Raw genomic sequence first — 21,949 nt, forward strand, 5'->3', positions numbered from 1 at the left:
ATTCAGATTATTTGAAGCGTGCCAGCAGGTTGTTCACCAGGCTAACGGCTGCACTTCGGCTGCGTTTAGCAGTCGAGAAGAACTTGTCCGCCTCGCTGCTGGTCTTCTTGGCTGTAGTGGTGCTGGATGCCAGACTCTGGGCTACCTTGCTGGAAAGGCCTGCTGCATAGCTGGCTGTTCCCGTGCTGGTGCCTGCCTTGGATGAGCTGCCTGTGAGGGCTGCTGCCAGTGAGCTGTCACCCTGCATCTCGGCAGAACCAGCGTTGGCGCTCATTGCAGCAAAGAAGCTTGGTGGAGGCAGATCTGGGCCACCCGGATTGGGATCGAACTGAGTGGTACCCAGCCAGAACCCAGTGACATTGGTATGGCCATGACCAAAGTCCGAACCACGCAAGGCAACAGAATCAAAGGTCGCACCCTGAAGTGCTTCACTTGGCTGGCTGGTTCCCGTTGCATTAAACTTCAGCATATCGCTGCTGTTACCAGTCAGAGCGACAGGAACCGTAAAGTTGCCTGAAGTAGACATGTACAGCGTTGGCGTGCTTGGATTTGCGTTAGTTTGATAGAACAGTGCATCCACGTTATGTTGCGATGGATTGGTTAATCCTCGCGTAGACCCAAGGAATGCCTTCTTGAATGTACCAGCAGTGTTATTACCGAGCGAGATAGAGCTGGTTGGCCTGAACGACAGGATGTCCTGTGGGTTTGCGGAACCTTGAGCCACCAGTGCTGTGCCGGAGGTAGAAAGCAGGATGCGAGACAGGGTGCTGCCACTGTAGATCAGCGAGACAGCATCCACATTCTCGGAAGAACCCGAGAGACCGACCCGGCTGCCATCGAAGAACAGCGACCAGGTACCGGTGGTCAGACCACTGCCAGTATTGGAGCTGGTGGGTGTAAACCGGATCAGATCTTCACCAAATCCACTGATGTTCGATCCTGAAGGTACACCGTTGTTGTAACTGGTGTTGACCGAGAAGCCGCCTCGTGTCGAGATCAGAATCTGGCCAGTGTTAGTGAAGGTGAATGCATCAATGCTCTCGTTGCCACTGGTCAATCCGAAGTTGGAGCCTCGGAAGTAAACACTGTAATTCCACTCGCCCGATTGCAGAGCTGTCAGGCGTACGATGTCCGTATCGGATACTACCAGCGAGCTGCCATCACTGTTGAACAGCGTGGTGGAACTGCCTGCGTAAGTGAAGTACCACACACCGGTCGTCTGTGAACCTGCAAACTGCACTGGGAACTGACGGGTTGAACCAACACCTGCTCCCAGAGTGAATTCCTGTGGGTTACCCGGGTTGGCGGGTACGGTTCCACCATTGGGCAGTGTCGTTTCCACGCGATACTGTCCCGCAGGCAGGCCTGTGAAGTTGAACGTGCCATCCGAACCTGTGACAAAAGTGCGTGGGTTCGTGAAGTTGGCTGGCACTGGTGAGCCAATGAAAGTCAGCGTGATGGTCCGACCAGGTGAACCTACTTCATTGTCATCGGCGTTCCCATTATTATTAGAATCAAGGAAGACTCGGCCGCTAACAGTCGAATTACGCTGTTGCAGACCCAGATCCTGTCCAAAGACATGGGTATCCGGTGGCAGGGAAACCAGCAGTGTGCCGGTGGATGGCACGAACCCTGCGGGAACCGAAGGAGGAAGTGTTGCGGTATCGATCATTACACGATAGCCAGCCAGGTTGGCAGGCAGACCGGCAATGCTGTAAGCACCCGTTACTGCAGCCGATACGGCGTTGCGTTCACCGATATCAAACTGATTATTGTTGTTCGCATCGATGAAGACTCGCACACCAGCAAATACCGTGGTTTCAAGAGCCTGTTTGATGCCATCGCCATTGAGGTCGCTGAAGACCACGCCGTTGATGGAGGAATTGGCTGCCTGGTATCCGAAGAAGCCCAGTGATGCATCGATTCCTGCATAGCCCAGGGTGATCAGCTGTGGAACTGTTGCTGGGCCCGTCAGAGCATATCCAGCAGGCACACCACTGATTGGTTCGACATAGAAATCGCCGACAGGTAGATTCGTAGCAGAATAGGCTCCTGACGCATTGGTTGTTGCACTGTACAACTGATCGTCGCTGTCACCCACCACTCCGTTGCGACCTGCCCAGCGGAGCTGAACTGTCACATTGTTGAAGCCTGGTTCGCCAAGATCAAACTGTGCGTTGCCGTTCAGATCGTTGAATACCAGACCCAGAATCTGGCCAGCGAATGGATCCTGGCGGTAACCCACGTCAGCAGCACTGAAAGTGCCATTTCCATTGGTAAGCAGCAGTGACTGTGTATCGTTTCCAGTGGTCAGATAGAAGTTGGCCAGAACTGCCGAACTGCTGACCACCACCACCTGGTAGGACCCTGCAGTCAGTGGGAAGAAGCTGTAGCTGCCATCTGCCAGTGTTGAGGTGTTGAGTTCGGGAAGGTCATCCGCAGTACCGAACTGACCATCGACACCTGCACCGAGCAGGCGAACAGTTACGCCAGCGATGCCGCCTTCGCCACCATTTCGGACACCATTGCCATCAGCATCATTGAAGACGATACCGTTGACGGTAGCCTGCTTTTCCTGATAGCCGAAGTTCTGGGTACGACTTCCACCAGGCAACAACGAGAAGGTCACTGCATTGCTGGCTGGAGAAGTACGGACAAAGGTGGAAGGCAGAGGAGTTTCATTGATTTCCAGGCGATAGGGGCCTGCAAAGACAGGATTCTGTGTCGTTCCCGTAAAGCTGAAATTGCCGTTGCTGTCTGTCGTGGTCACATAGGTGATGTTGTCAGACAGGGTTGACAGGTCGAAATCAGCGCCACCACTGGTGAGTGTCAGCGTGAAGATCACAGGATTCGGTACGGAATCAGTAATCCCGGGTTCGCCTACTTCGATGACTCCATTTCCGTTGATGTCATTGAATACCCGGCCATTGACCACGCCATTGCCACTGTCGAGCCAGTAACCGAAGTTCAGATTAGCTCGTGTTCCGCCGATAGGCAGATTGACTGGCTTCTGAGCAGGTGGAGTGTTCAGGCGGTAGTCCGTTGGCAGTGTGGATTCATTAACTGCAACATAGTATTGTCCACTGCCAAGATTAGCGAAGGTGTATACACCACCCAGACCCGTAGTCACTGATTTTTCGAGCACGTCATCTGAAGTAAAGAGGATGCCATCGCTACCAGCGCCAATCAGGTTCACGCCAATCCCAGGAATGCCTTGTTCGCCAGGATCAATAGTGCCGTTGCCATTTGGATTCAGCCAGATGTTTCCAGTAATGGTGCCGGTGCGGATCGTGAACGGATAGACGAAGGTACCACCTGCCGTTCCGTTGCCGGAAGGCAGACTATAGGGGGCAGGGAATTCACCATCGAGCAGTTGGCCAGCGATATCGCGTACCGCAGTTCCAGTCGTTGTTCCATTCATCATGAAGTAGAACGTGCCCGATGTCAACTCGGTAGTAAGCGGCAGGACGAAGGTATGAGTATCGGAGTTGGCATCGTATATGTTTTGTGACAGATTGAAATTGATAGGTACTTCAAGACCTGATGTTGAGCCAATTCGCAATACTACTGAATCCTCATTGAATGTAGAAGTATCAACACGACCAGAGAATACGACAGTGATACTGGATACTGGTGACCCAACAATATTGTTCACACTCAGTACCGACAAGCTGATGACTCTCAGAGAAAGCTCATTGGCTTCCAATGCACCACGGTCATAGAACGGGAAGGCCCCGGAACCTACATTGGGACGATTCGGATTGTCCACACGTGGACGACCACGGAGATCAAGACCAGGAGCACGCGTAGGAAGTTGTGGCGATCGTGCAGAACGTAGCCGATCCTGGAGATCGCTCACAGCCGAATCAATAGCGGGCGAATTCGGACGTATACGATAGTCTTGCGAACTCGGATCGACGTACAACGGATTGGCGGATGCACCATTGCCAATGATGTTTTGTACACCCGTGAATGGGCTCCCTGTCACCGCATTGTTGTAGAAGATGTTATAGGACACCACAGGAAGAACAGGTGGTGTGAGGTTGGTTATGTCATAACCATCAATAATGGCTAGACCAGTTCCATTGTTGGAAACAATGTTGTTTTGAACCGTGGGTCCGCCACGTGTTTCCAGCAGAATTCCAACACCGGCATTGCCATCAATCGTATTGTTGGAAATTTCGGTGAATGCTGTTGGTGTAATACGGTTACCGGGAGTGACCGCATTGGTAGTGCGATTTTCTCGCAAGTGAATACCATTTCCCTGATTATTGATAATCAGGTTATTCTGGATAGTCGGCCCAGGGATAAAGTTCGCTGGCGAACTTTGAGAAGGATTGACGTTATTGACATCTTCATTTCGATAAATGGTGTTCGCACTGCTTGTTGCAGCTGTATTGTTTCGGTTTGGAAATTCAGACACTGGGAAGCGGGCTGCCTGAGTGGGCAGGTTGGCGCCCAAGTTGGTGTTGCTGGCATTCATACGCGAATCTTGCAGCAAGATTGCATCGCCTGAACTACTGAGGATGGTATTGCTACGGATCAGGATTTGGCCTTCGGCAGGCTTGGGATGATTCAGATTACGTTCGAAACCACTGAAGCGGAGATTCATTTCATATCCGCCAACTGATGTTCCATCACCTCTTCCCGCAAAATCGATAATGGAATCATTCGTGATGGTTACTCTATCACCATTCTGATTAAACAGACTTATCGCACCACCATCTGCACCATAACCAGGCGGGTTCAGCGGGCTTACTGGACTCATTCTGTCGGATTGGAAAGGTGTCAGAACATACGTGGTCTGATTTGGCTGTAATCCATTCTCCACTCCTGAATTGAAGTCGGTAGAGAAGAAGGAACGTGGTGCGCGATCAAACGGCATGACGGCTATATATTTCGCATCACGTGCAAATCCTGTTCCTTGATTGTAGGGGACATTGCCATTGAGAATTTGAACGGGTCCCAGGGTATTTCCCATTAATCCTGGATTGTCTGGATAACCGAATCCAAATCCTCCAAATCCATCGCCACTCCAGTAGATGAGCTGGAAGTCAGCATTAAAGACAGCTACGTTGATCTGGCGTGTATTCGGTTCATCGGAAGCAGTAGAATAGTTGCTGCCACGTGTTCTCCGCCCTTGCTCAATATCGATGTACAATAAGGCTGATACTCCTTCAGGAGTATTGGAAGGAAGTTCGTACCAATCGACATCATCAGTGAATTGTCCTTCACCGCGTGCAGCAGCGCTTCCTCCAAGTTGTCCAGCAACGGTATAACTGCCATCCGTAGTTTCAAACCGCAAAAATCCGTCATAGTTGAATTCCAAGGCCGGCACAGGCTGGAGAAGTTCAGTTGCACTTGGTCGAGCACCATTCGGTTCTGCCAAGGCCTCATACTCATTACCATCAATGGCCAGTTTGGTCTTGGGATATGTCCGAATATCTACGCCAGTAGTGGCAAAACGGACTTCCGCGTATTCGAGAAGTGTACCATCCTGCAGATTGTAACCATCGAAGGAATCGAACGGTGCTCTGGTGGCTACGAGTAGACCATCATTGTTGCCCGCAAGGCTGTTAAGAATCTTGTCCTGTGTAGACAAGAGTACACCATTGGGGTTATTGAGACCAGGGTAAGTTAACCCTTCATCGCCTCGTGTATATGGGTTGAGATCGGCGTATCGTCGATTGATAGTACCGTTAGGATTGGTGGTAACGACTTCAGACATCGACGTATTCACGCCGGGCAGAATTTGAATCCCCTGCCATTGTCCGGGACTGGCAGTTGATGGACCGTTGCTGCCAGTATCACGTTGAACATGCCCAATGGGACCTGCGCCAACCGTGTCATCATCTATTCCAGTTAGGATAACAGGATTTGCGCCCTGACCAAGAATACGAAGAGTACCGCCTGATCCGCTCACTGGTGCCCGGAAACCGATGGTAAAATTCTGCAGTGTTCCAGTATTGGCAGCTACATTCTTGGTGACAATCAGGCTCCAGATGCCACGTACATTTTTACCACGATAGAAACCAAGTCCAAAAGGAGTAGTTTGTGTCGGGTTATTCAACAACGTGTTGGTGTAACTGGAGGACTGGAAGGAAGTAAATGTGCTATCGTACGGTGACTGGAAGGGCTGCCCGAAAAGAGTGTCGTAAGAGTTCAGTGCAGCTTGAGACTTATCATCAAAGGTGGTATTGATGAAGGACTGATTGCCATTGCCTTGTCCAGCGCCTGCAGCAACCAGATCAATCCTTGATCCATCAGGACCTTGCAACTGAATTCGCAATTGATTGGTAGGACCACTGTAGTTCAAGTTCAAGTTAACAACGATTTCGTTCGCCACAAAATCGCTGTTAATCTGGAGTGGAATAACAGTATCTCCAGTAAAGTTCAAATTGGTGGGTGTGTTCTGCTGGAAAACCGTATTGGTATTCTGGCCGAAAGTGAATTGTCCTGCTGCATTGAATCCAGTTCTCAGGTTATCCATGGTAGGCACAAAGCCACTGACAATATTGCCTGTGCTACCTTGTGACAATCCTACACCACGGTAGATGGCACGCAACGATGCAGCCGTGATAACAGTATCTTCACTGTTGGCCTTTACTACCAGACTTTCCCCCGCATCTACCCATGTCAAACCTGTAATACCAGGGTTATTCAGAGCCAGGCCCGATCCTTTGAACGTAATGTTGAAATTATTGATTGCACCTGTGGCACCTGTTGCTGCATCACGAACTCGTAATCGCCACGTACCAGCAGCATTAATGCCGTCCAATACACCCAACCCGGTGGCACTTGCTGAGAAGGGATCGTACGAAACAGGGTAGAAGGTACCACTGAATGGCGCGAGACCGGCGGTAATCGGCGTGGTAAAGTTGTCAGCGAAATGAGTATTAGTGTAATTCGCACCGCTGATTGTACCACCTGTCCTGTTGGCCAATTGAACCACAGTTCCATTCGGCGCCACAAGTTCAAGGATCAGATCGCTGGCGCGAGCATGGGTGATAGTCAGATTGACGCGAATGTCATTGATGTTGGAGATCGATGGCACATTCACCAATGCTTCAACTGCTGCTCCGTTATCTGGGATCGCAATATTTACATTGCCTGTGGTGAAATTGGAAACAGCAGCAGGCGAATCCCCGGCTTCATCAATGATGCGGACTTTGTAAATCGGCGTGCGGCTTACTCGCCCAAAGAAAGCACGACCATTGGCAGTCGTCGTTGGTATCGCTGCTGTTTCAATCAGCTTACCGTCGGCACCTATCAGTTCGATGCGTTGTGTGGGACTGTTACTCTGATTACCCACTACCCAGAATCCTACTGCAGAAACTGCATTCGGGAACACCATCTCATAGGTGCCATTGCCGTCCAGCGTATTAGGCTGGAGCATGAATCCACCTGGATTGCTGGGATCAGAAACTACATGAAAGGGGCGGAGCGGATCGCTGATGTTTCCGACTGCTCCACCATAATTGAAATTCACCCCCCAATCGCGCCATTCTTCACCACGCAGATCCATACCGTTCGTAGTAACCAGACCGCGTGCAGTCGCATCGAATTGTGTCTGATAATAGAAGAGACCTGCATCCACGAGGTTTGGATTGACCTGGAATGGCCCACGTTGTAGCGGCAGGTTAAGAGGCTTGGTCGTGTCTGTCGGCAGATTACCAGGCAGTCGCATTACCAGGTTGCTTAAGAAGACAGCGGGATCGGTGAAGCGTTGCAGGTAACCACCGCTGGATGAATCAGGCACTACTGTGCGGCGGCTCATCATTGCGAAATACTGATCAGGGCGTACGATCAGCAATTGTCCATCAATGGTCGTGACGATGTCCGTATCATCCATCACCGCGCCGACAAGTGGCAGATTCGCATCGATGGCGCCACGGTCATTGTTATTGAAGAACGAGAGATCGAGGATAAACGGAACGTAGAGACCGTTATTGGAATTATTCTCGATAATGTTGCGTCGGTAAAAGACACCGTAGCCACCCATGCTGTTACGAGCATCCTGCAAGTACATGGGATGAGCTTGAAGAGCCTTCCCTATGTTGTCGTGAATGTAGTTATCGATGATTTGCACATCGCCCGTACGCAGGAATGGATTATTTGGATCGAATCGCGCATCTTGATCATCCCGACTGAAAAGGTCAATTGCTGGCGAATCGACGAGGTTTTGTGGGTTTTCGTCATCCACAACACTATAGGTTTGAGTGACTTCCGTGTTGGAAATACGTAGACGCTGCAGTTCGCCGCCTGAGTCTCTCAAATCACGAGTAAATACACGAATGGCTGGCCAATTAACAAAGGTACCAGAAACTTCTGCAAATCCTCCGCCAAATCGAACCAGGGCATGATCGATATTACCCTGGGCAATACGGATTCCAGCCCAATCACCTGGTGCCGGAGTTGTGGTATTTCCATCATTGTTGGTGTCTGTCGAACCGTTGTTGTACAAGCTGGCAAGATCAGTATTGGGTATCAGTGAATCGTCATTGAGCGAGGTGAACAGGACTGGACGATTGACACTACCATTAACAACGATGGTTCCAAAAGTACGATCTCGTGGCTGTCCAAATTCAATGCCGTCAAGACCTGTGTTTTGAGCTTTGAATACAATCGCTTCATTGAAAGTGAGAGTAATTCCGGAAGCTGGCAAACCCGGAGTTGTCAGAGGCCCAGCGAGAATGAGTCGCTTGGTGATCACATAAGGAACGCCAACATCATCCAGAGTGGAGTTAACATACAATTGCTGAAGTGAGCCACTGCCAGGATTGGTTGGGATAAAGATGAATGCGCCGTTGATAGAATTATCGATAAAGGTAAGTGGCTGAGCAGTCGCAGCACCAAGGTCTGGACCGGTTACAACACTTGAAGCTTTTCCACCTCGACCCAATGAATTAAGATTGATGTCTAGAGCACGACCGCCTTGATTGAAGATTGTATTCCAGACACGAACCTGCGCACTTCGCACATTGGCGGCATTGGTCGCATCGGCTTCCATGCGGATTGAACCAAATTCGCTGGGGAATCCAGAAACTTCATCGAAAATAGTCGCGCCAGTATAACGAATATCAGCAAAGTTAATAATTGACCCTGTGGCACTGGTGACACCTTGATCGATTGCATCGGCACGGTAACGAATTCCACCCCAATTGGCTCGTTGTGGTGCGTTGATGTCACCATCGCCATTGGCATCACCACCTGCTGCATCATCGAAGACTGATGTAAAGATGACGCGTGAGATGGAATTACTTCCCTCAATTCGGAGTTGACTGCCATTATGCACGTCAACAATATTGTCTCGCATTTTGACTATCAGATTAGCTGGAGCACCGCCTGAACCATCGGATGAGCTGATATTTCTAACAGATGCCCGGAAAAACATGTTGACAGCATTGGCTCCGTCAATGCCGATGTCCATGTTTCCATCGAGCAGCCCGTCGTTGTTGTTGTCTTCATCTCGTGACCAGACATAGGCTGCTACGCTGGGGTTAGAAGTGCCGCTACTGGCAGGGTTGCCATAAACATACACGTTGTCGAGGCCTAGATTGTTATTGGCCGCAATCAACGCATCCTGAATCTTGGTGAAAGGTTGAGTCAGTGATCCAGTGGAAACACCTACATAGGATGCATCCACAAAGTAGTTGGCGGGAACCACTCGATCTTCGAGAAGCTCCACCTTTATCTGTGGCTTGCGGAGGGGCTTGTTGTTTTTGCGTCCACGTCGAGTTGCGTCTTGTGTCTTGGGACGACCTGTAATGAGTGACCAGGGGAGAAACATTCAACCCACTCCTATCCGAAGGGCCTAAAATGACGGATGTTATAACATATCACGCATGTTTGCAGGGTGTGGCCCATTACACGCCTGCATTCCCGGAATATCCGGGTTCGCTGCCCGCACCAATCGACCTGCTTACTATGGACATGTTTGAAGGTATATCCGATACGACATGTCCATTTTGGCTATCCAGCCTGATTTGAAGGTAGAACATCAACTTTAACCGGTATTACGTTAAGAACTGCTAAAGTTTGGATATCATCCCTTCATGACGTAGACGAAAAGGTTTGCCGGGAAGTTCCACAAATTATGCGTGAGGAATGAACGCAGGTCTAGCCGAACCTGCCTCACAAAACAAAAATGCCCCGGCTTTTGACCAGGGCCTGGATTACCGTTATGGCACTTAACTACAATTAGAGGTCACCCGTCGGTGACAGAGGAGTCTTGCCATTGGCTTCTTTGCCGTGAATGGCATCGTGAACCTCCTGCCGATGCACCGGAATTTCCTTCGGTGCAACAATACCCAAGCGCACTTTGTCGCCCCGTATTTCTACCACGGTTACTGTAATGTCGTCGTTGATGACGATACTTTCATTCTTTTTTCTGGACAGTACGAGCATTGCTGCCTATCCTCTTCCTAAGATGTACGTCGCGATCCATAGGTTGCGCGGCAGGAACGGGTTGTGCCAGCGGGGACGCAATCCCCAGTGCAGTGAGTCAGGTTCGTTGGGGTCATGAAGACATGGACCCAGCGGTGGGGGTACAGAAATTCTCTGTAGAACCCTAACCCATCTCTACTTAAATTTAAGCGTTGACTTTGCCTACGTCAAGTTATAGGAATCCAAATTTGTTGCATTTTGGCACAGGAGTTGGACAAATCTGTACAATCGTTAGCCAACACGCAACAGGCACAGTCGACAGCGTTAAGCTGTAACAATCGTAATAGTCAGTCCGTTACACTCCAATTTTAACGCTTTTTCAGATAATACTGACTGATTTCCTGCACCGTGGGGTCCTTGTCTTGCGTCAATTGCAGTAACAGCCTGGCAGTCTGCTGGTCTTCCAGTTGTGACAGTGCTCTGGCAACGGCTGCACGGACAGCTGGTTCCGGATCTTTAGATAACCGCTCCAGCCAGAGCATTGAATCGATTCCTTTGGTTTTTAATACATAATCTGGAACCTCGGCTCGAACCGATGCGTCCCGACTTTTCATTTTCTGGGCCAGTTGAATCTGCCCATCACTTAATCCCCGAACTTTGAGTGCCCGGATGGTGGTATTTACCACCTCCGCTGATTCATCATTGAGAAAACGACACAGCTCATCGGTAGACAGCAATGCCTCGTGTTCACCCAGTGCGAGAATAACCAGTTGCCTGACTTCTGCCGATTTCTCTGTGCCGTTCTGAGCGAGCATAGGTACTAATGCTTCCTGCATTAAAACTGATGGGCATACAGCCAGCCTAACACTTGCGGAGCGCACCACTGTTGATGAATCATTGATGCCTTTTCTGACGAGGGCCTGCATGAACGGAACTAAATCCTTGGGAAGCGAATCTCGGCTTTTGACCACTTCCATCAGAGTGTCATAAGCCTCTTCGTGAACAACGGGAAAATCTGTCAACCTGATCAATGCACGCATGGCACACGCATTTTCTACTTGCAGATAAGGCTCATCAACCACCAGCGAATGGAACAGCTTTTGAACGGAACGCCTGCCCTGGTCAGAACATGCAGGCAACTGGCTTTCAAGGACGTTGAACACCTGTTGGGATGATTCGCTGACTGGTTCGAGTTGTCTGATCAGATGATTCAGTGCCGTGGAGGCATTCAGACAGGATTGTTCATTCTCGGATTGCAGCAGGCTGATAACCGCTTCAATACCCGGCATGCCGAGCTTCTCAATGCGGTTGATATGCCAATCCAGTTGTTCTGATGAAGCAGACTTCAGTCCTCTGACCTGATACCAGGCAAAGAGCGCATTCCAGTTCAGGTAAGCAAATACGCCACCAACTGCCAAAACTAAACCAAGAACACCTGCGGCATATTTCGATTTCGAAGCCATGACTGTTCCTCCCTGAACAATCGAAAACTTTAAGCAAATTTCCCGAAAACCACAAGCAGAGCTTGCCGTATTACCCCGCTTACGCTTTTTGCCGATTAGCTTCAGTCTTAACACATCGCTGTTCGATGATGACCATGGGCTATCTTGCCTGTGCAAACCCATATTGCCTGGCCAGTGTGTCTTTTACCTTTGACTAGATGATCTCTTTCCCGCTAGAGATCCTATGTTACAACATGCGTTTTCATCCAGATTGCGTATTTTCCATGTCTTGACATGGTTTCTATGCATTGCATCGCCAGGCTGGGCGTTCATTGATATTGAACAGACTAACCAGGCCAGACAGCTCTGCATCGCTCAATTGCCTCTCGAGAAGATGGCTGAGCCTCTCAAGACCAAACTTTCCAAAGTTGTTCAAAACGCACAGATCTTTGAACGGAGTAAGCCTGAATCTTTCCCCTGCAATCCGGATGTCTATCGCTGGCTGCTCGAAAGCCCCGATGCTTCACTGTTTGCCTGGAAAAAACTCGGCGCCACCAAAGCGGAAATTGTCCGACAGGAGAATGGCAGCTTCCTGGGTAAGGATGGCACAGGTGGCGAGTTACGCTGGAACCTGGTCGCGAGTGGCCCACTCACCCGTATCTGGTTCGCGGAAGGCAGTGGCAGAATTGGGCCATTGCTGCCCACTATGACCATTCGTGCTCTCGTCTTCCTCCACTTCAGCGAAGTCAAAGGCATTGATGGCAGAACAGGCATCAAACACCGCATCGAAATTCTCGTGCATTACGATTCCATCCCCCTGGTGAATCGCATCACCAGCATGACTGCAGAATCCACAGGTAAGAAAGCAGTCCAGCAACTGGAACTCTTCTTCTCAGGCATGGCATGGTATGCTTCCGAACATTCCGCCTGGACGCGCAAGACATTTCAACACTGGGCTAGCAACACGGAAAACAGGAATCGAGTCCAGCAGCTTTTCTCCTGCCTGGAACCCATCGAAACCGAAGTGCCCCCGCTTCCGCCAGGTTCCCGCTAACTTCAACTTCCACTTGAAAGTGCTTCAGGCGATTGAAACGACATGAGCGTTTGCTGGGTTCGTTGAAATCGACCAGTCTCAGGATGGTAGGTATACTGGTTCACCCAGAGGCTGGAATCTTCGAATACGTACTCGCCATACGACCAGTGATCGTGCATGGTGCCACTACCCACGCAAAGTGCTGACACAGGCCGGTCAGGCTGTGCAGGCACCACGTAGGCCTGATGCCGGTGTCCATGCAGCCAAAGCTGAACGCCATACTTCAAAGCCACCTGAAGCAGATCGTTCAGGTCACGTAACCTGCGATGCCTGCGTTCAGGCTTGCCATCCGCCAGGGCAAAGGGGTAATGGGTAACCAATACACGGATGCGCTGTTGAGCCTGTTCGCTGGCGAGTAATCGCTCCAGCCGAACCAATTGATCCACCCCCACACGCCCGGTAGAATCCCACGCCCAGCGGTTCCATTGACAGGAATTCACCGCAACGATGAACAGGTCTCCCACCATGCGGGCAAAAGGGTAGATGTCGCCATCTAGTCGATCGCCCTGCTGCCAGGGTGCAAAGTATTTTTCAAACAAGCCTGACTTCACGCTGTGCGTCGTGTAATAATCGTGATTGCCTGGAACAGCTATGGCATCAGGCGTGCCTGGCTGACCTACTTTCAGAATCTCAGCAGCATGTTGAAATTCTTCATCAACCCCTAGTGTCGTCGCGTCTCCTGAAAAGATCACCATGTCGGGCGAACGTGCATACGCATCATCCACCAGTGAACGCAACACCTGGGAAGCCTGCTTGAATCCCTTACTGCGAGGCATGTAGCGACTGTTCACATAACCAGTGATGCGTTTACTCAGATAATCCCGAGCGCGCCAGCGGGCATCACTGTGAAACAAATGAATATCACTGAAATGAATGAGTCGCGTCATTCTCTGCCTGTATTGAATCTGACTGCAACTCAATCATATACGATTCCATGTCATCATCAAAGTCTGAAGGATAGTAATGCTGTCGGCAAGCATCACACCATAATCTTCATTCGCTCCTGCAACTCCGCTGGCAGCTTCCGTTGCAGATACTTTCGCACCTGATCAGGATTGTATCGTGTGCTGAAGTGGCCAATGACAATCGCTTCATTACGGAACAGGTGTACACGATCAAGAAAATCATCCAGGTGCATATGTCCGAATTTGTGGATCTTGTCCTTGCGATGTTTGGGCAGAATAAAACTCATTTCGGTAATCAGTATCTTTGCCCGGAACACGTCCGGCGTTTGATCAAGCCCCGCTGGGCTGGTATCTCCCGTGTAAGCCACAAGAGGCGTGCGCACTTCTTTCGTGACCGGAATGCCACTCAATCGGATATCACGAATCTCCTCGCCTGTTAAATGCTGATACTCTTCTCTCAACTTGTTACGCTTATCCCAGATCAGGAAACCTACCGAAGGAACAGTATGCGTGGTGGGGAATACGGTAACAACATGTTCCCGACTGAGGGGAATCTCATCTCCTGCATGTACACCATGCAGTTCGCACACCATGCGCCCTCGATCCAATCTCTGCCAGACCAGCAACAGTCGTTTCACATCCTCCAGGTTTTCAGCAGGTAGGTAAATAACAGGCGGTTCCATCTTCATCATCCGCCGCCTGGCAATGTAGACAGGCAAAGCTGCCATATGATCCAGGTGAGCATGGGTGATGAACCATTGAGGCATGTTCATGAAATCCCAAGGCTGGGCGCCCAGATCAAAACCGAGCTTGAGTTCCGGGATTCGCCAGTAACTCTGCACTGCCGCCCGCGAATAACCTTCCACAGTTAAATCGCCAACTTTCAGACTGTGGTACGGTGCGTTTTCAACCATGTGATCTTCATTCAATCCAAAAAGTAAGTTCTGATTTCAACATATGGCTGAACATCATTCAACCAAAGGAAATTGCTCTCACTCGGAAGACATGCCTGACCAGTGAAAGAGTTCACCTTTTCCTGTAGTTAGCCGATCACCCGAATATTGCTGGAAGATGCCATCCATTGCCTTTTCCGAAATGGGAAACTGTAGCGACAGTAACCGCTGAAAAATCAGTCTTAACACCACCGGGTTATAGCTGCAATCAGGCTGAAAATGAGGCTCGCAATCAGGTTTGGTGTGTCTATCAAGACTGATGATGGTGCCTCTTCGCATGCTGATCCCAGGATGTTGCAGACTACCATTCAACACTACTAACGTGCCACCCTGCATGTGATACCCCGGATGCTGGTCGCAGGAATGCACCGCAATTAGCCCTCGTCTCATTCGGTAGCCTGCCTGTTCACCGGTGCGACCCAGGATGAGTATCTCACCATCTGTCATGCCATCGAAACTGCCTGGTGCCGGGCCACCCGTTCGCATACCTGCATCGCCTGCCACGCGAATGATGCCACCCTGCATGCTCGCGCCAACGGCGTGGCCTACCGAACCTTCGACGATGATCTGCCCACCGGTCATTTTCATGCCGGCATAGTCGCCCGCATCGCCACGAACTCGCAGGGCAAAGGAAGTCAGCCCTGCAGCAAGGTACAAGTAATTTGGATTGCCAGGCAAAGACCATTCATCGCCTTCCATTGCTGTGATGTCAAAAATATCTGACCAGGTGTAACTTCGATTGCCTGCCTGAATGGTTCGGCTTGCCAACTCTGTCAACGGCACATCGCGCAACTCATAAGGCCGAATGCTACTGGCATCCATAGTTCCTGTGGTTGGCTTCCCGTGTTTCCATTCAAAACGCAGTCCCATTATGCTTTCCCTTCCATGATGGCACGAAGTGGAAAGTGGAACTTACCGAGCTTGCCTCCATAGTTGCCTGCAGAAATGGCAATAACTCCCGGCCCCGCTGCCGCCTCTATTCCTGTTTTCATCGCTTGCCGGATCGAAGCTTCCGTCAACCCATCAATGACAATCTCCAGAACACTGTTGACGCCATCGTGCAACTGATGATTAACCCGGCTTCGCAGCACAGGCGAAAACTGCTCGTTGGCTGAGACAGTCAACCCGCGGTAACGAGAACCGACTTTGCTGCCACTACTCACCACCCCACCAGGAAATGGGGTGATAACATCCGGAACTTCAGCTATAGCCTGCACTGCCCGCTCTGCTGCTTCCAGGCATGATTTCTGATCCGCTGCTTCGATCTGCAGATTACCACCGGCAATCGCCTTCATGACTCCACAGGTTTCCTCGCAGACAAATTCGCCGTCCATGATCGGTATCCGCCAATACCGCTTGTCTGCAATCCATTTGCTTTTCTGCCTGCCATCACCAAAGAAACGTAGATGTTTACCCAGCGGAACACGATCGGTACTGCCAGCCATGCCATCAAACACCGCAGCCGTCGGACAGGTCATCAGACACTGTCCCACTCGTTTGGGTATCACCTTCATCAACGCATCATGGCTCAAACAGAAGAACAACAAGCTAACGCCAGGCCGGGCATCAGGTGTTTCCCTGGGCGACAACCATTGTTCAACACCAGCTTCCGCATCACAGCCAATCACCGAGGATCCATAGCCGATTACTACTTGTGCAGCTGTTCGAAGCCACTTCTCGTTGCATGCAGTGACGATGAGCCGGGCCGCCCACATGCGGAAGGCTTCAGCGTAGGTATCTTCAATCAAGGTGCCACGAAGATGCATGGCGATATCTTATGATCAAGAATGCATACAGCACGCTTAGGCTGCCTGCCTTTTGGTTGGCAACGTCGCCAGCAGATACTGCACCGCACGTTCACAGGCACCTGTGTTGGCAATTTTCCCCTTCACCTGCTGCATCTGGTCACGTACCTGATTTCTGGATGCTTCACTTTGCAGCCAGCCAATCAGATGATCAGCAATCTTTTTGGAATCATCCTGAGCTGTCAGATACTCCGGCGACAATTCCTTTTCTGCGAGCAGGTTGATCAGACTGATGTATTTGGCATGTTTGAAAATCTTTGCCAGCTTCAACCAGAACGGACCAGTTTTATAAACCGTTACCGTAGGCAGCGTGGCATTCAACAGTTCCAGGCTGACCGACCCCGATACAGCCATGCACACCTCAGCCCAATGGATAATCTCCGGCGTACGGCCAACATGAACTTCAATGTTTAGCTTTGGATACTGTTTCACCTGTTCCTTGATCCATTCTGCCTGTTTACTCTTAAATCCTGCTACCAGAAATCGGGCATCTGGAATCGCTTCGTGAACATACTGCGCAGCTCGCAGCATCATCGGCACATTGTCATGCACCTCATGTGTGCGGGAGCCAGGCAGAATAGCAATTCTGCGGCCAGCCTGATTCTGTTGTTTCAGAAACGATTCATCCAGCGTTTGCTGACTCAACGCATCAAAATAGGGATGACCGATGAACGTGCAATTCACTCCGCGGCTTCGATACCATTCCGTTTCAAAAGGCAGATTGCAGAAAACGTGATCCACCCACTTTCGCATCCGCTTGACCCGATGCGTTGCCCACGCCCAGATCTGCGGAGGCACAAACCAGTACACCGGAATCCCCCGCTGATGAGCAGCCTTGGCCAGGTGCCAGTGGAATCCGGGATAATCAATTAACACCAGCGCATCCGGCCGATGCTGTTCAAAATGTGCAATGGCCTGGTTGAGAAAACGATAAAACTGGGGCAGGGCAACAATGACTCTCACGAAACCCATGACTGCATGTTCTGCCAGCGGATAGAGTTGCTGTTGCCCGGCTGCCTGCAGACGCGGGCCACCAAATCCATCAATCTCTGCAAGCGGATTGGCCTGTCGCAGTGCCATTGCCAGGTTGCTGCCGTGCAAGTCGCCACTTGGCTCACCAGCACTGATGAAGATTCGCATTACTAGTCCTTCCATGGTGATAATGTCTTACCATGAAATGGACAATTACAACAAGCCGAGGTGCTTACTTGTGATGAGAGTCAATTGCAACTGGCAGCCCGTGGCGCTAGCCAGGACGTGATCTCGCGGCGACAGAAACTCATGGCTTGTTGAAAATTATCTCATGCCTTTACACACTCGCCCTGGCTGGCGTCACGGGCTGCTACTGCATGGCACGCCTACGCTGGATTAACACACTATCACGAGGTAGCAAGGCTGGATAACTCGATTACAGTTACTTGGGCACCACTACCGTACCGGCCAACTTATCGAACCAGATGCGGTCAGGACGACGGAGAATCATAAAAAATGTCAGGAACACAAACACAGGAACCGGCAACTGATTCACCCGGATGATCATCTCCCTCCACCTGATGGTCCATTCAAAGTAAGAGGAGATCAGCAGAAAGAGTAAAATGGGGGTTGCCAGGCAAAGAGTTCGCAACGCCATCCGCCAGCATTCCACCGGCGCTCCATCAAACCGACGAACTTCCAGCCCCACCAGGCCAAAGCTCAATTTGCCTCGAAATGCATACGACCAGATGGCCATGATAATCAATCCCGCAGCAGGCCCGGCCCACGGAGAGATCGATTTGACCATGACATTCCAACTCTGCATCAGTGATTCCTTATCGCTTGACAAGACCAGCAGATAGGCTAACCCCAGGGTAATTGCCAGGGAAAAGATGGCGGCAGGCACCAGCCACATCGCCTGAACCACGATTGATCGGAACCGTGCCCAGCGGGTTAAATAGAAAGGCTGGAAGGATAGCTCCTTCAGCTCGGTCCGCAACTCGCTGAAAGATTGTACCGCAGGCGGCTCTCCCAATAGCCGGTTGATCAGGTTGTAACCACCCACCGGAATGGGTTTCTGCAATAGATTACCCGCCAGCATCATAGGGCCTTCCAGCGCCAGGCGGCTCACGCGACCGAGAAACTCCAGCAGCGCCGACTGCGAAGGCACCGAGGTCGTTGCAACATCCCTGCTGATTGGCACATCCAGCCACTGTGTGCTGCCCCGCGACTGAATCCATAATTGCGATGGGCTTAACATCGTCGGTATTGTCCTGTCCGATTGTGCCTGGTCGAGTTCCTCAGCACAATCAGTCAGAACATGGAATGTCGCAGTCCAGTCGAGCGTCTGCTGTTGATCCACCAGGTTCTGCAGTGAGAACCCTGCAGTAGCCAGAAAGGCATCCCAGGCTCGTCCTTCATGCTGCCCGCTGGCGATCCACCGCCAGCGCGTAGGCCGGCTCAGCTTCCGCCGGGCTGCATCCAGCTTCTGAAATTCCAGCGGTCGCATCCATATCCACACATTGCGGGACAATCGTTCATCGCGACCAACGTAAACTGTTTGTTCATCGCTGGCCCAAAGCTGATGGGTTACCGTGAAGCCACCCAGTGTCATGGGCGTTGGCAAAGGCTGTGCCTGCGGTGGAACGCTCGCTGCCTGCCGATTGAACTTCAGTTCCGAACGGGTGGGAAGTGGAGGAAGCCAGATCGTCGAAGTACTGCTAAGCAGTTCGTGAAGGCCACGATAGCCATTGCTTCGCCGCATCGTCGAGCAGAGTATCAGCAACCCGACGATGTTGCTGAGTGTTGGATCTGCGATGTCAAACTGGAAGGCAACCTGTTTACCTGCCGCCGCAGATTGCTTGACCTTCACCGTGTCGGTATTCAGCCCCAAGGCCAACGTAACCCAGAACAGCAACATGCTGATGCAGAGAAAAATAATATTGCGAACAATGACCTGCCTGGGCCTGGGCTTGCTGCCATCTGAAGGCGACGATAAACGCAGACGGAAACACCATTTACCAAATGTCGTGGCCCACAGCGATTCAGGAATGATGAAAACCAGCGTGTGAGCGAACAGGGTAATCATAATACTACCCAGCAGCGATTCCTCGAACAGCGAATCCATGGTGACTCGCAGCGACTCATCAGCACTGGCATGTGCGTAGATGCTGAAACCCAATGCCGTGATGCCGGCAATGATCATCGTGATGACAAAATCAACTGTAAATGCAGCAATGCGCTGACCGAAGCGAACTATTCTTGCCCGGCCCGGCAAATAGACCGTTAACGCTTGCCTTAGTGATTCCAGATCGCGAAATCGCCGATGTCGATCCCGTTCCAGTGCCTGCCTGATGATCGCCTCCAGCCCCGGAGGCAAATCCTTCCTCAATTCACCCAGCGGTACTGGGTCTTCACTGACAATGCGAGCCAGCACAGCTGTGACACTCTGCTGATCTTCAAAAGGCGCTTTGCCGGAGAGCAGAAAATAAAGCGTCGCACCTACGGAATAAACATCCACCTGCTGATCGACCACATGCCCCTTGATCTGTTCCGGAGCTGCATAAAGTGGCGTGCCAATAAATGCACCGGTTCCCGTCAGCTCGACTGCTGTGGGAACATCGCCGGCTCCACGTTGATCCAACACTTTTGCCAATCCGAAATCACCCACCTTGGCCCGGCCTTGCTCATCGATGAAACAGTTGGCTGGCTTGACATCGCGATGCACCAGCCCCAGCCGATGCGCTTCCTGCAAACCGTCAATAATATCAAGGATCAACGTCACCGCTTCGGTAACAGGCAGCGGACTTTTCTCTCTGACATGGTCAACGAACGTCCGGCCTGGCATTAGTTCCATCACGATGTACGGCTGGCCATGCTCTTCATCAGCAGCGAGCACAAACACACATCGGGGATGACTGATCGAACTGGCCAGCCTGCCTTCCTGCTTGAACCGCTGTGCCGAGGAATCGGAAAGATCAGAACCACGCTTGATCAACTTGAGTGCGACTTTTTGCCCATTCGCCATGTCTTCAGCTTCAAAGACGGTACCCATGCCACCGCTGCCGAGTTTGCGCAGCAGCCGATAGCCACCCACCTGTTCCGGGATGCCGGCATACGGTGAAGATATTCTGCGGTCGCTGATATAGGTGCTGTTATCGGGTGTATACACACCCGTTGCTTCCAGGCCGGTGGACGTCGGGAGTTTCTGCGCAGTCAGCGATGAGCCGCAGCGGCTGCAGAACCGTGGCGGATCATCATCCTGATAGGTGAGGACAGCGCTGCAGGAAGCACATTGCAACTGCATTCGGGTCTCCCATGAACGTTGTGTTGTTCTATGGGTATTCGTGCTGAACGATGGTCAGGTTACAACAGGTGGCTGTTTTTCTGCATGCAGGTAAATGAAACTCTTGCCGAGTTTGCCGTGGTAATTTCCTGCCGAGATTCTTTCCAATCCCTCGGTAGCCCGTGATGCTGCAATCGCCGCCTGCATGGCTGCAGCAATGGTTCCCAGATCGCTGCCATTCAAAATGATTTCCTGGACCGAAGCCACACCTGCAGGCAAGCGTGATTGATCACCCAGTTTACTGCGAAGGGTAGGGCAGTATTCTGCAAACGTGCTCCCCACGATGAACTTGTATTTGCTTCCCGCCTTGGAGCCACTGCCCGCCAAGCCACCAGGGAATGGCATGATAACTCCAGGCCGCTTTGCAGCTTCCACACCTTTCATTGCTGCATCCACTGCTGCATCAACCGTGGTACCAAAATACCAGAGGTTGCCTCCCATCAAACCATCGCGATACCCGAAACGTCGATCGAGAAAGAACTCTCCACCCAGAATTGGAATCACCCAGCCTTTGCGACCAAACCGTTCATCGCGGAACTGATGGCCATCACCAAAGAACGAGAGCTTGCGTCCCAGCTTGAAGAACTGTGCTTCATCACGCATGGTGCTGAAGCATGCCGTGGTTGGGCAGGTCAGCACGTTCTGGCCAACACGAAGAATGAGCGATTTCTCCAGCCGCTCCGCACGATCTTTCCAGAAACGGGGCACATGAAACTGAACCACCGCGCCAGGCCGGCCATCGGGTGTTTCTGCTGGTGAAACATCATGCGATTTGCCCGCTTCGCAATCACACATGATGGTGCTGCTGGCATTGCCCGTGCAGGCTTCCACCGCACGTTCCACCCAGTAACGGTCGCGAGCCGTTATCAGTATCTCAGCATAAATGCTCTTAAATGCTTCCGCATAGGTGTCATCGACAGGGGCCAGGTAGCTCATAGTGGGTCTACTTCGGAAAAATGGGACAGAGGAATAAGTACAAATGGCCAGCTTATTGTCACGGTTTTTTCAACTTGCCTGACAAGTAAAGCAGCAGGTTGTTGACTCGAC

The 21,949-nt window shown here is 51.3% G+C and carries 11 protein-coding genes; 1 reads left to right on the forward strand and 10 read right to left on the reverse strand.

Features of this window, described 5'->3' with window-relative positions; translation table 11 throughout:
- Positions 1 to 7 precede the first annotated feature (7 nt).
- From JNJ77_10675 to JNJ77_10685, 3 genes are all read right to left on the reverse strand, one after another.
- Positions 8 to 9,790 (reverse strand): proprotein convertase P-domain-containing protein, encoded by a 9,783-nt coding sequence (locus tag JNJ77_10675; protein MBL8823041.1) that lies wholly within the window; start codon positions 9,788 to 9,790, stop codon positions 8 to 10.
- A gap of 410 nt (positions 9,791 to 10,200) precedes the next feature.
- Positions 10,201 to 10,407: a carbon storage regulator CsrA gene (gene csrA / locus JNJ77_10680; protein MBL8823042.1), complete on the reverse strand. Its 207-nt coding sequence runs from the start codon at positions 10,405 to 10,407 to the stop codon at positions 10,201 to 10,203.
- A 347-nt stretch (positions 10,408 to 10,754) separates the two neighbouring features.
- Positions 10,755 to 11,849 carry a HEAT repeat domain-containing protein gene (locus JNJ77_10685; GenBank protein MBL8823043.1) on the reverse strand — a complete coding sequence of 365 codons (1,095 nt, stop codon included), beginning with the start codon at positions 11,847 to 11,849 and terminating at the stop codon, positions 10,755 to 10,757.
- 223 nt (positions 11,850 to 12,072) lie between these two features.
- Between JNJ77_10685 and JNJ77_10690 the strand changes: the two genes are divergently transcribed.
- The gene (locus JNJ77_10690) at positions 12,073 to 12,882 is read left to right on the forward strand and encodes a hypothetical protein (GenBank protein ID MBL8823044.1); all 810 of its coding nucleotides are present in this window, start codon (positions 12,073 to 12,075) and stop codon (positions 12,880 to 12,882) included.
- Positions 12,883 to 12,884: 2 nt separating this feature from the next.
- Here JNJ77_10690 and JNJ77_10695 read toward each other — a convergent pair whose 3' ends face one another.
- The 7 genes from JNJ77_10695 to fhcD (JNJ77_10725) all read right to left on the reverse strand — a co-directional run bounded on the left by JNJ77_10695 (position 12,885) and on the right by fhcD (JNJ77_10725) (position 21,838).
- On the reverse strand, positions 12,885 to 13,808 hold the full coding sequence (locus JNJ77_10695) for a metallophosphoesterase (protein ID MBL8823045.1): 924 nt from the start codon (positions 13,806 to 13,808) through the stop codon (positions 12,885 to 12,887).
- A gap of 92 nt (positions 13,809 to 13,900) precedes the next feature.
- Positions 13,901 to 14,740 (reverse strand): metal-dependent hydrolase, encoded by an 840-nt coding sequence (locus JNJ77_10700; protein MBL8823046.1) that lies wholly within the window; start codon positions 14,738 to 14,740, stop codon positions 13,901 to 13,903.
- A gap of 78 nt (positions 14,741 to 14,818) precedes the next feature.
- Complete coding sequence (locus JNJ77_10705; GenBank protein MBL8823047.1) at positions 14,819 to 15,649, reverse strand: formylmethanofuran dehydrogenase subunit C; 831 nt, start codon at positions 15,647 to 15,649, stop codon at positions 14,819 to 14,821.
- The gene (gene fhcD, locus JNJ77_10710) at positions 15,649 to 16,545 is read right to left on the reverse strand and encodes a formylmethanofuran--tetrahydromethanopterin N-formyltransferase (GenBank protein ID MBL8823048.1); all 897 of its coding nucleotides are present in this window, start codon (positions 16,543 to 16,545) and stop codon (positions 15,649 to 15,651) included. The genes JNJ77_10705 and fhcD (JNJ77_10710) overlap by 1 nt, the downstream gene beginning before the upstream one ends.
- Positions 16,546 to 16,581: 36 nt before the next feature.
- The gene (gene lpxB, locus JNJ77_10715) at positions 16,582 to 17,724 is read right to left on the reverse strand and encodes a lipid-A-disaccharide synthase (GenBank protein MBL8823049.1); all 1,143 of its coding nucleotides are present in this window, start codon (positions 17,722 to 17,724) and stop codon (positions 16,582 to 16,584) included.
- Positions 17,725 to 17,998: 274 nt separating this feature from the next.
- Positions 17,999 to 20,863, reverse strand: a complete 2,865-nt coding sequence (locus JNJ77_10720; protein MBL8823050.1) for a protein kinase — start codon at positions 20,861 to 20,863, stop codon at positions 17,999 to 18,001.
- Between the two features lie 54 nt (positions 20,864 to 20,917).
- Positions 20,918 to 21,838, reverse strand: a complete 921-nt coding sequence (fhcD, locus tag JNJ77_10725; protein ID MBL8823051.1) for a formylmethanofuran--tetrahydromethanopterin N-formyltransferase — start codon at positions 21,836 to 21,838, stop codon at positions 20,918 to 20,920.
- Positions 21,839 to 21,949 lie beyond the last annotated feature (111 nt).

Source organism: Planctomycetia bacterium, assembly GCA_016795155.1.
Lineage (GTDB): Bacteria > Planctomycetota > Planctomycetia > Gemmatales > HRBIN36 > JAEUIE01.

Bases quoted from the DNA above. Each gene is read 5' to 3' on its own strand.
- JNJ77_10675 (MBL8823041.1), bottom strand. From the start codon at position 9,790: ATGTTTCTCCCCTGGTCACTCATTACAGGTCGTCCCAAGACACAAGAC.
- csrA (MBL8823042.1), bottom strand. From the start codon at position 10,407: ATGCTCGTACTGTCCAGAAAAAAGAATGAAAGTATCGTCATCAACGAC.
- JNJ77_10685 (MBL8823043.1), bottom strand. From the start codon at position 11,849: ATGGCTTCGAAATCGAAATATGCCGCAGGTGTTCTTGGTTTAGTTTTG.
- JNJ77_10690 (MBL8823044.1), top strand. From the start codon at position 12,073: ATGTTACAACATGCGTTTTCATCCAGATTGCGTATTTTCCATGTCTTG.
- JNJ77_10695 (MBL8823045.1), bottom strand. From the start codon at position 13,808: ATGACGCGACTCATTCATTTCAGTGATATTCATTTGTTTCACAGTGAT.
- JNJ77_10700 (MBL8823046.1), bottom strand. From the start codon at position 14,740: ATGGTTGAAAACGCACCGTACCACAGTCTGAAAGTTGGCGATTTAACT.
- JNJ77_10705 (MBL8823047.1), bottom strand. From the start codon at position 15,649: ATGGGACTGCGTTTTGAATGGAAACACGGGAAGCCAACCACAGGAACT.
- fhcD (MBL8823048.1), bottom strand. From the start codon at position 16,545: ATGCATCTTCGTGGCACCTTGATTGAAGATACCTACGCTGAAGCCTTC.
- lpxB (MBL8823049.1), bottom strand. From the start codon at position 17,724: ATGCGAATCTTCATCAGTGCTGGTGAGCCAAGTGGCGACTTGCACGGC.
- JNJ77_10720 (MBL8823050.1), bottom strand. From the start codon at position 20,863: ATGCAGTTGCAATGTGCTTCCTGCAGCGCTGTCCTCACCTATCAGGAT.
- fhcD (MBL8823051.1), bottom strand. From the start codon at position 21,838: ATGAGCTACCTGGCCCCTGTCGATGACACCTATGCGGAAGCATTTAAG.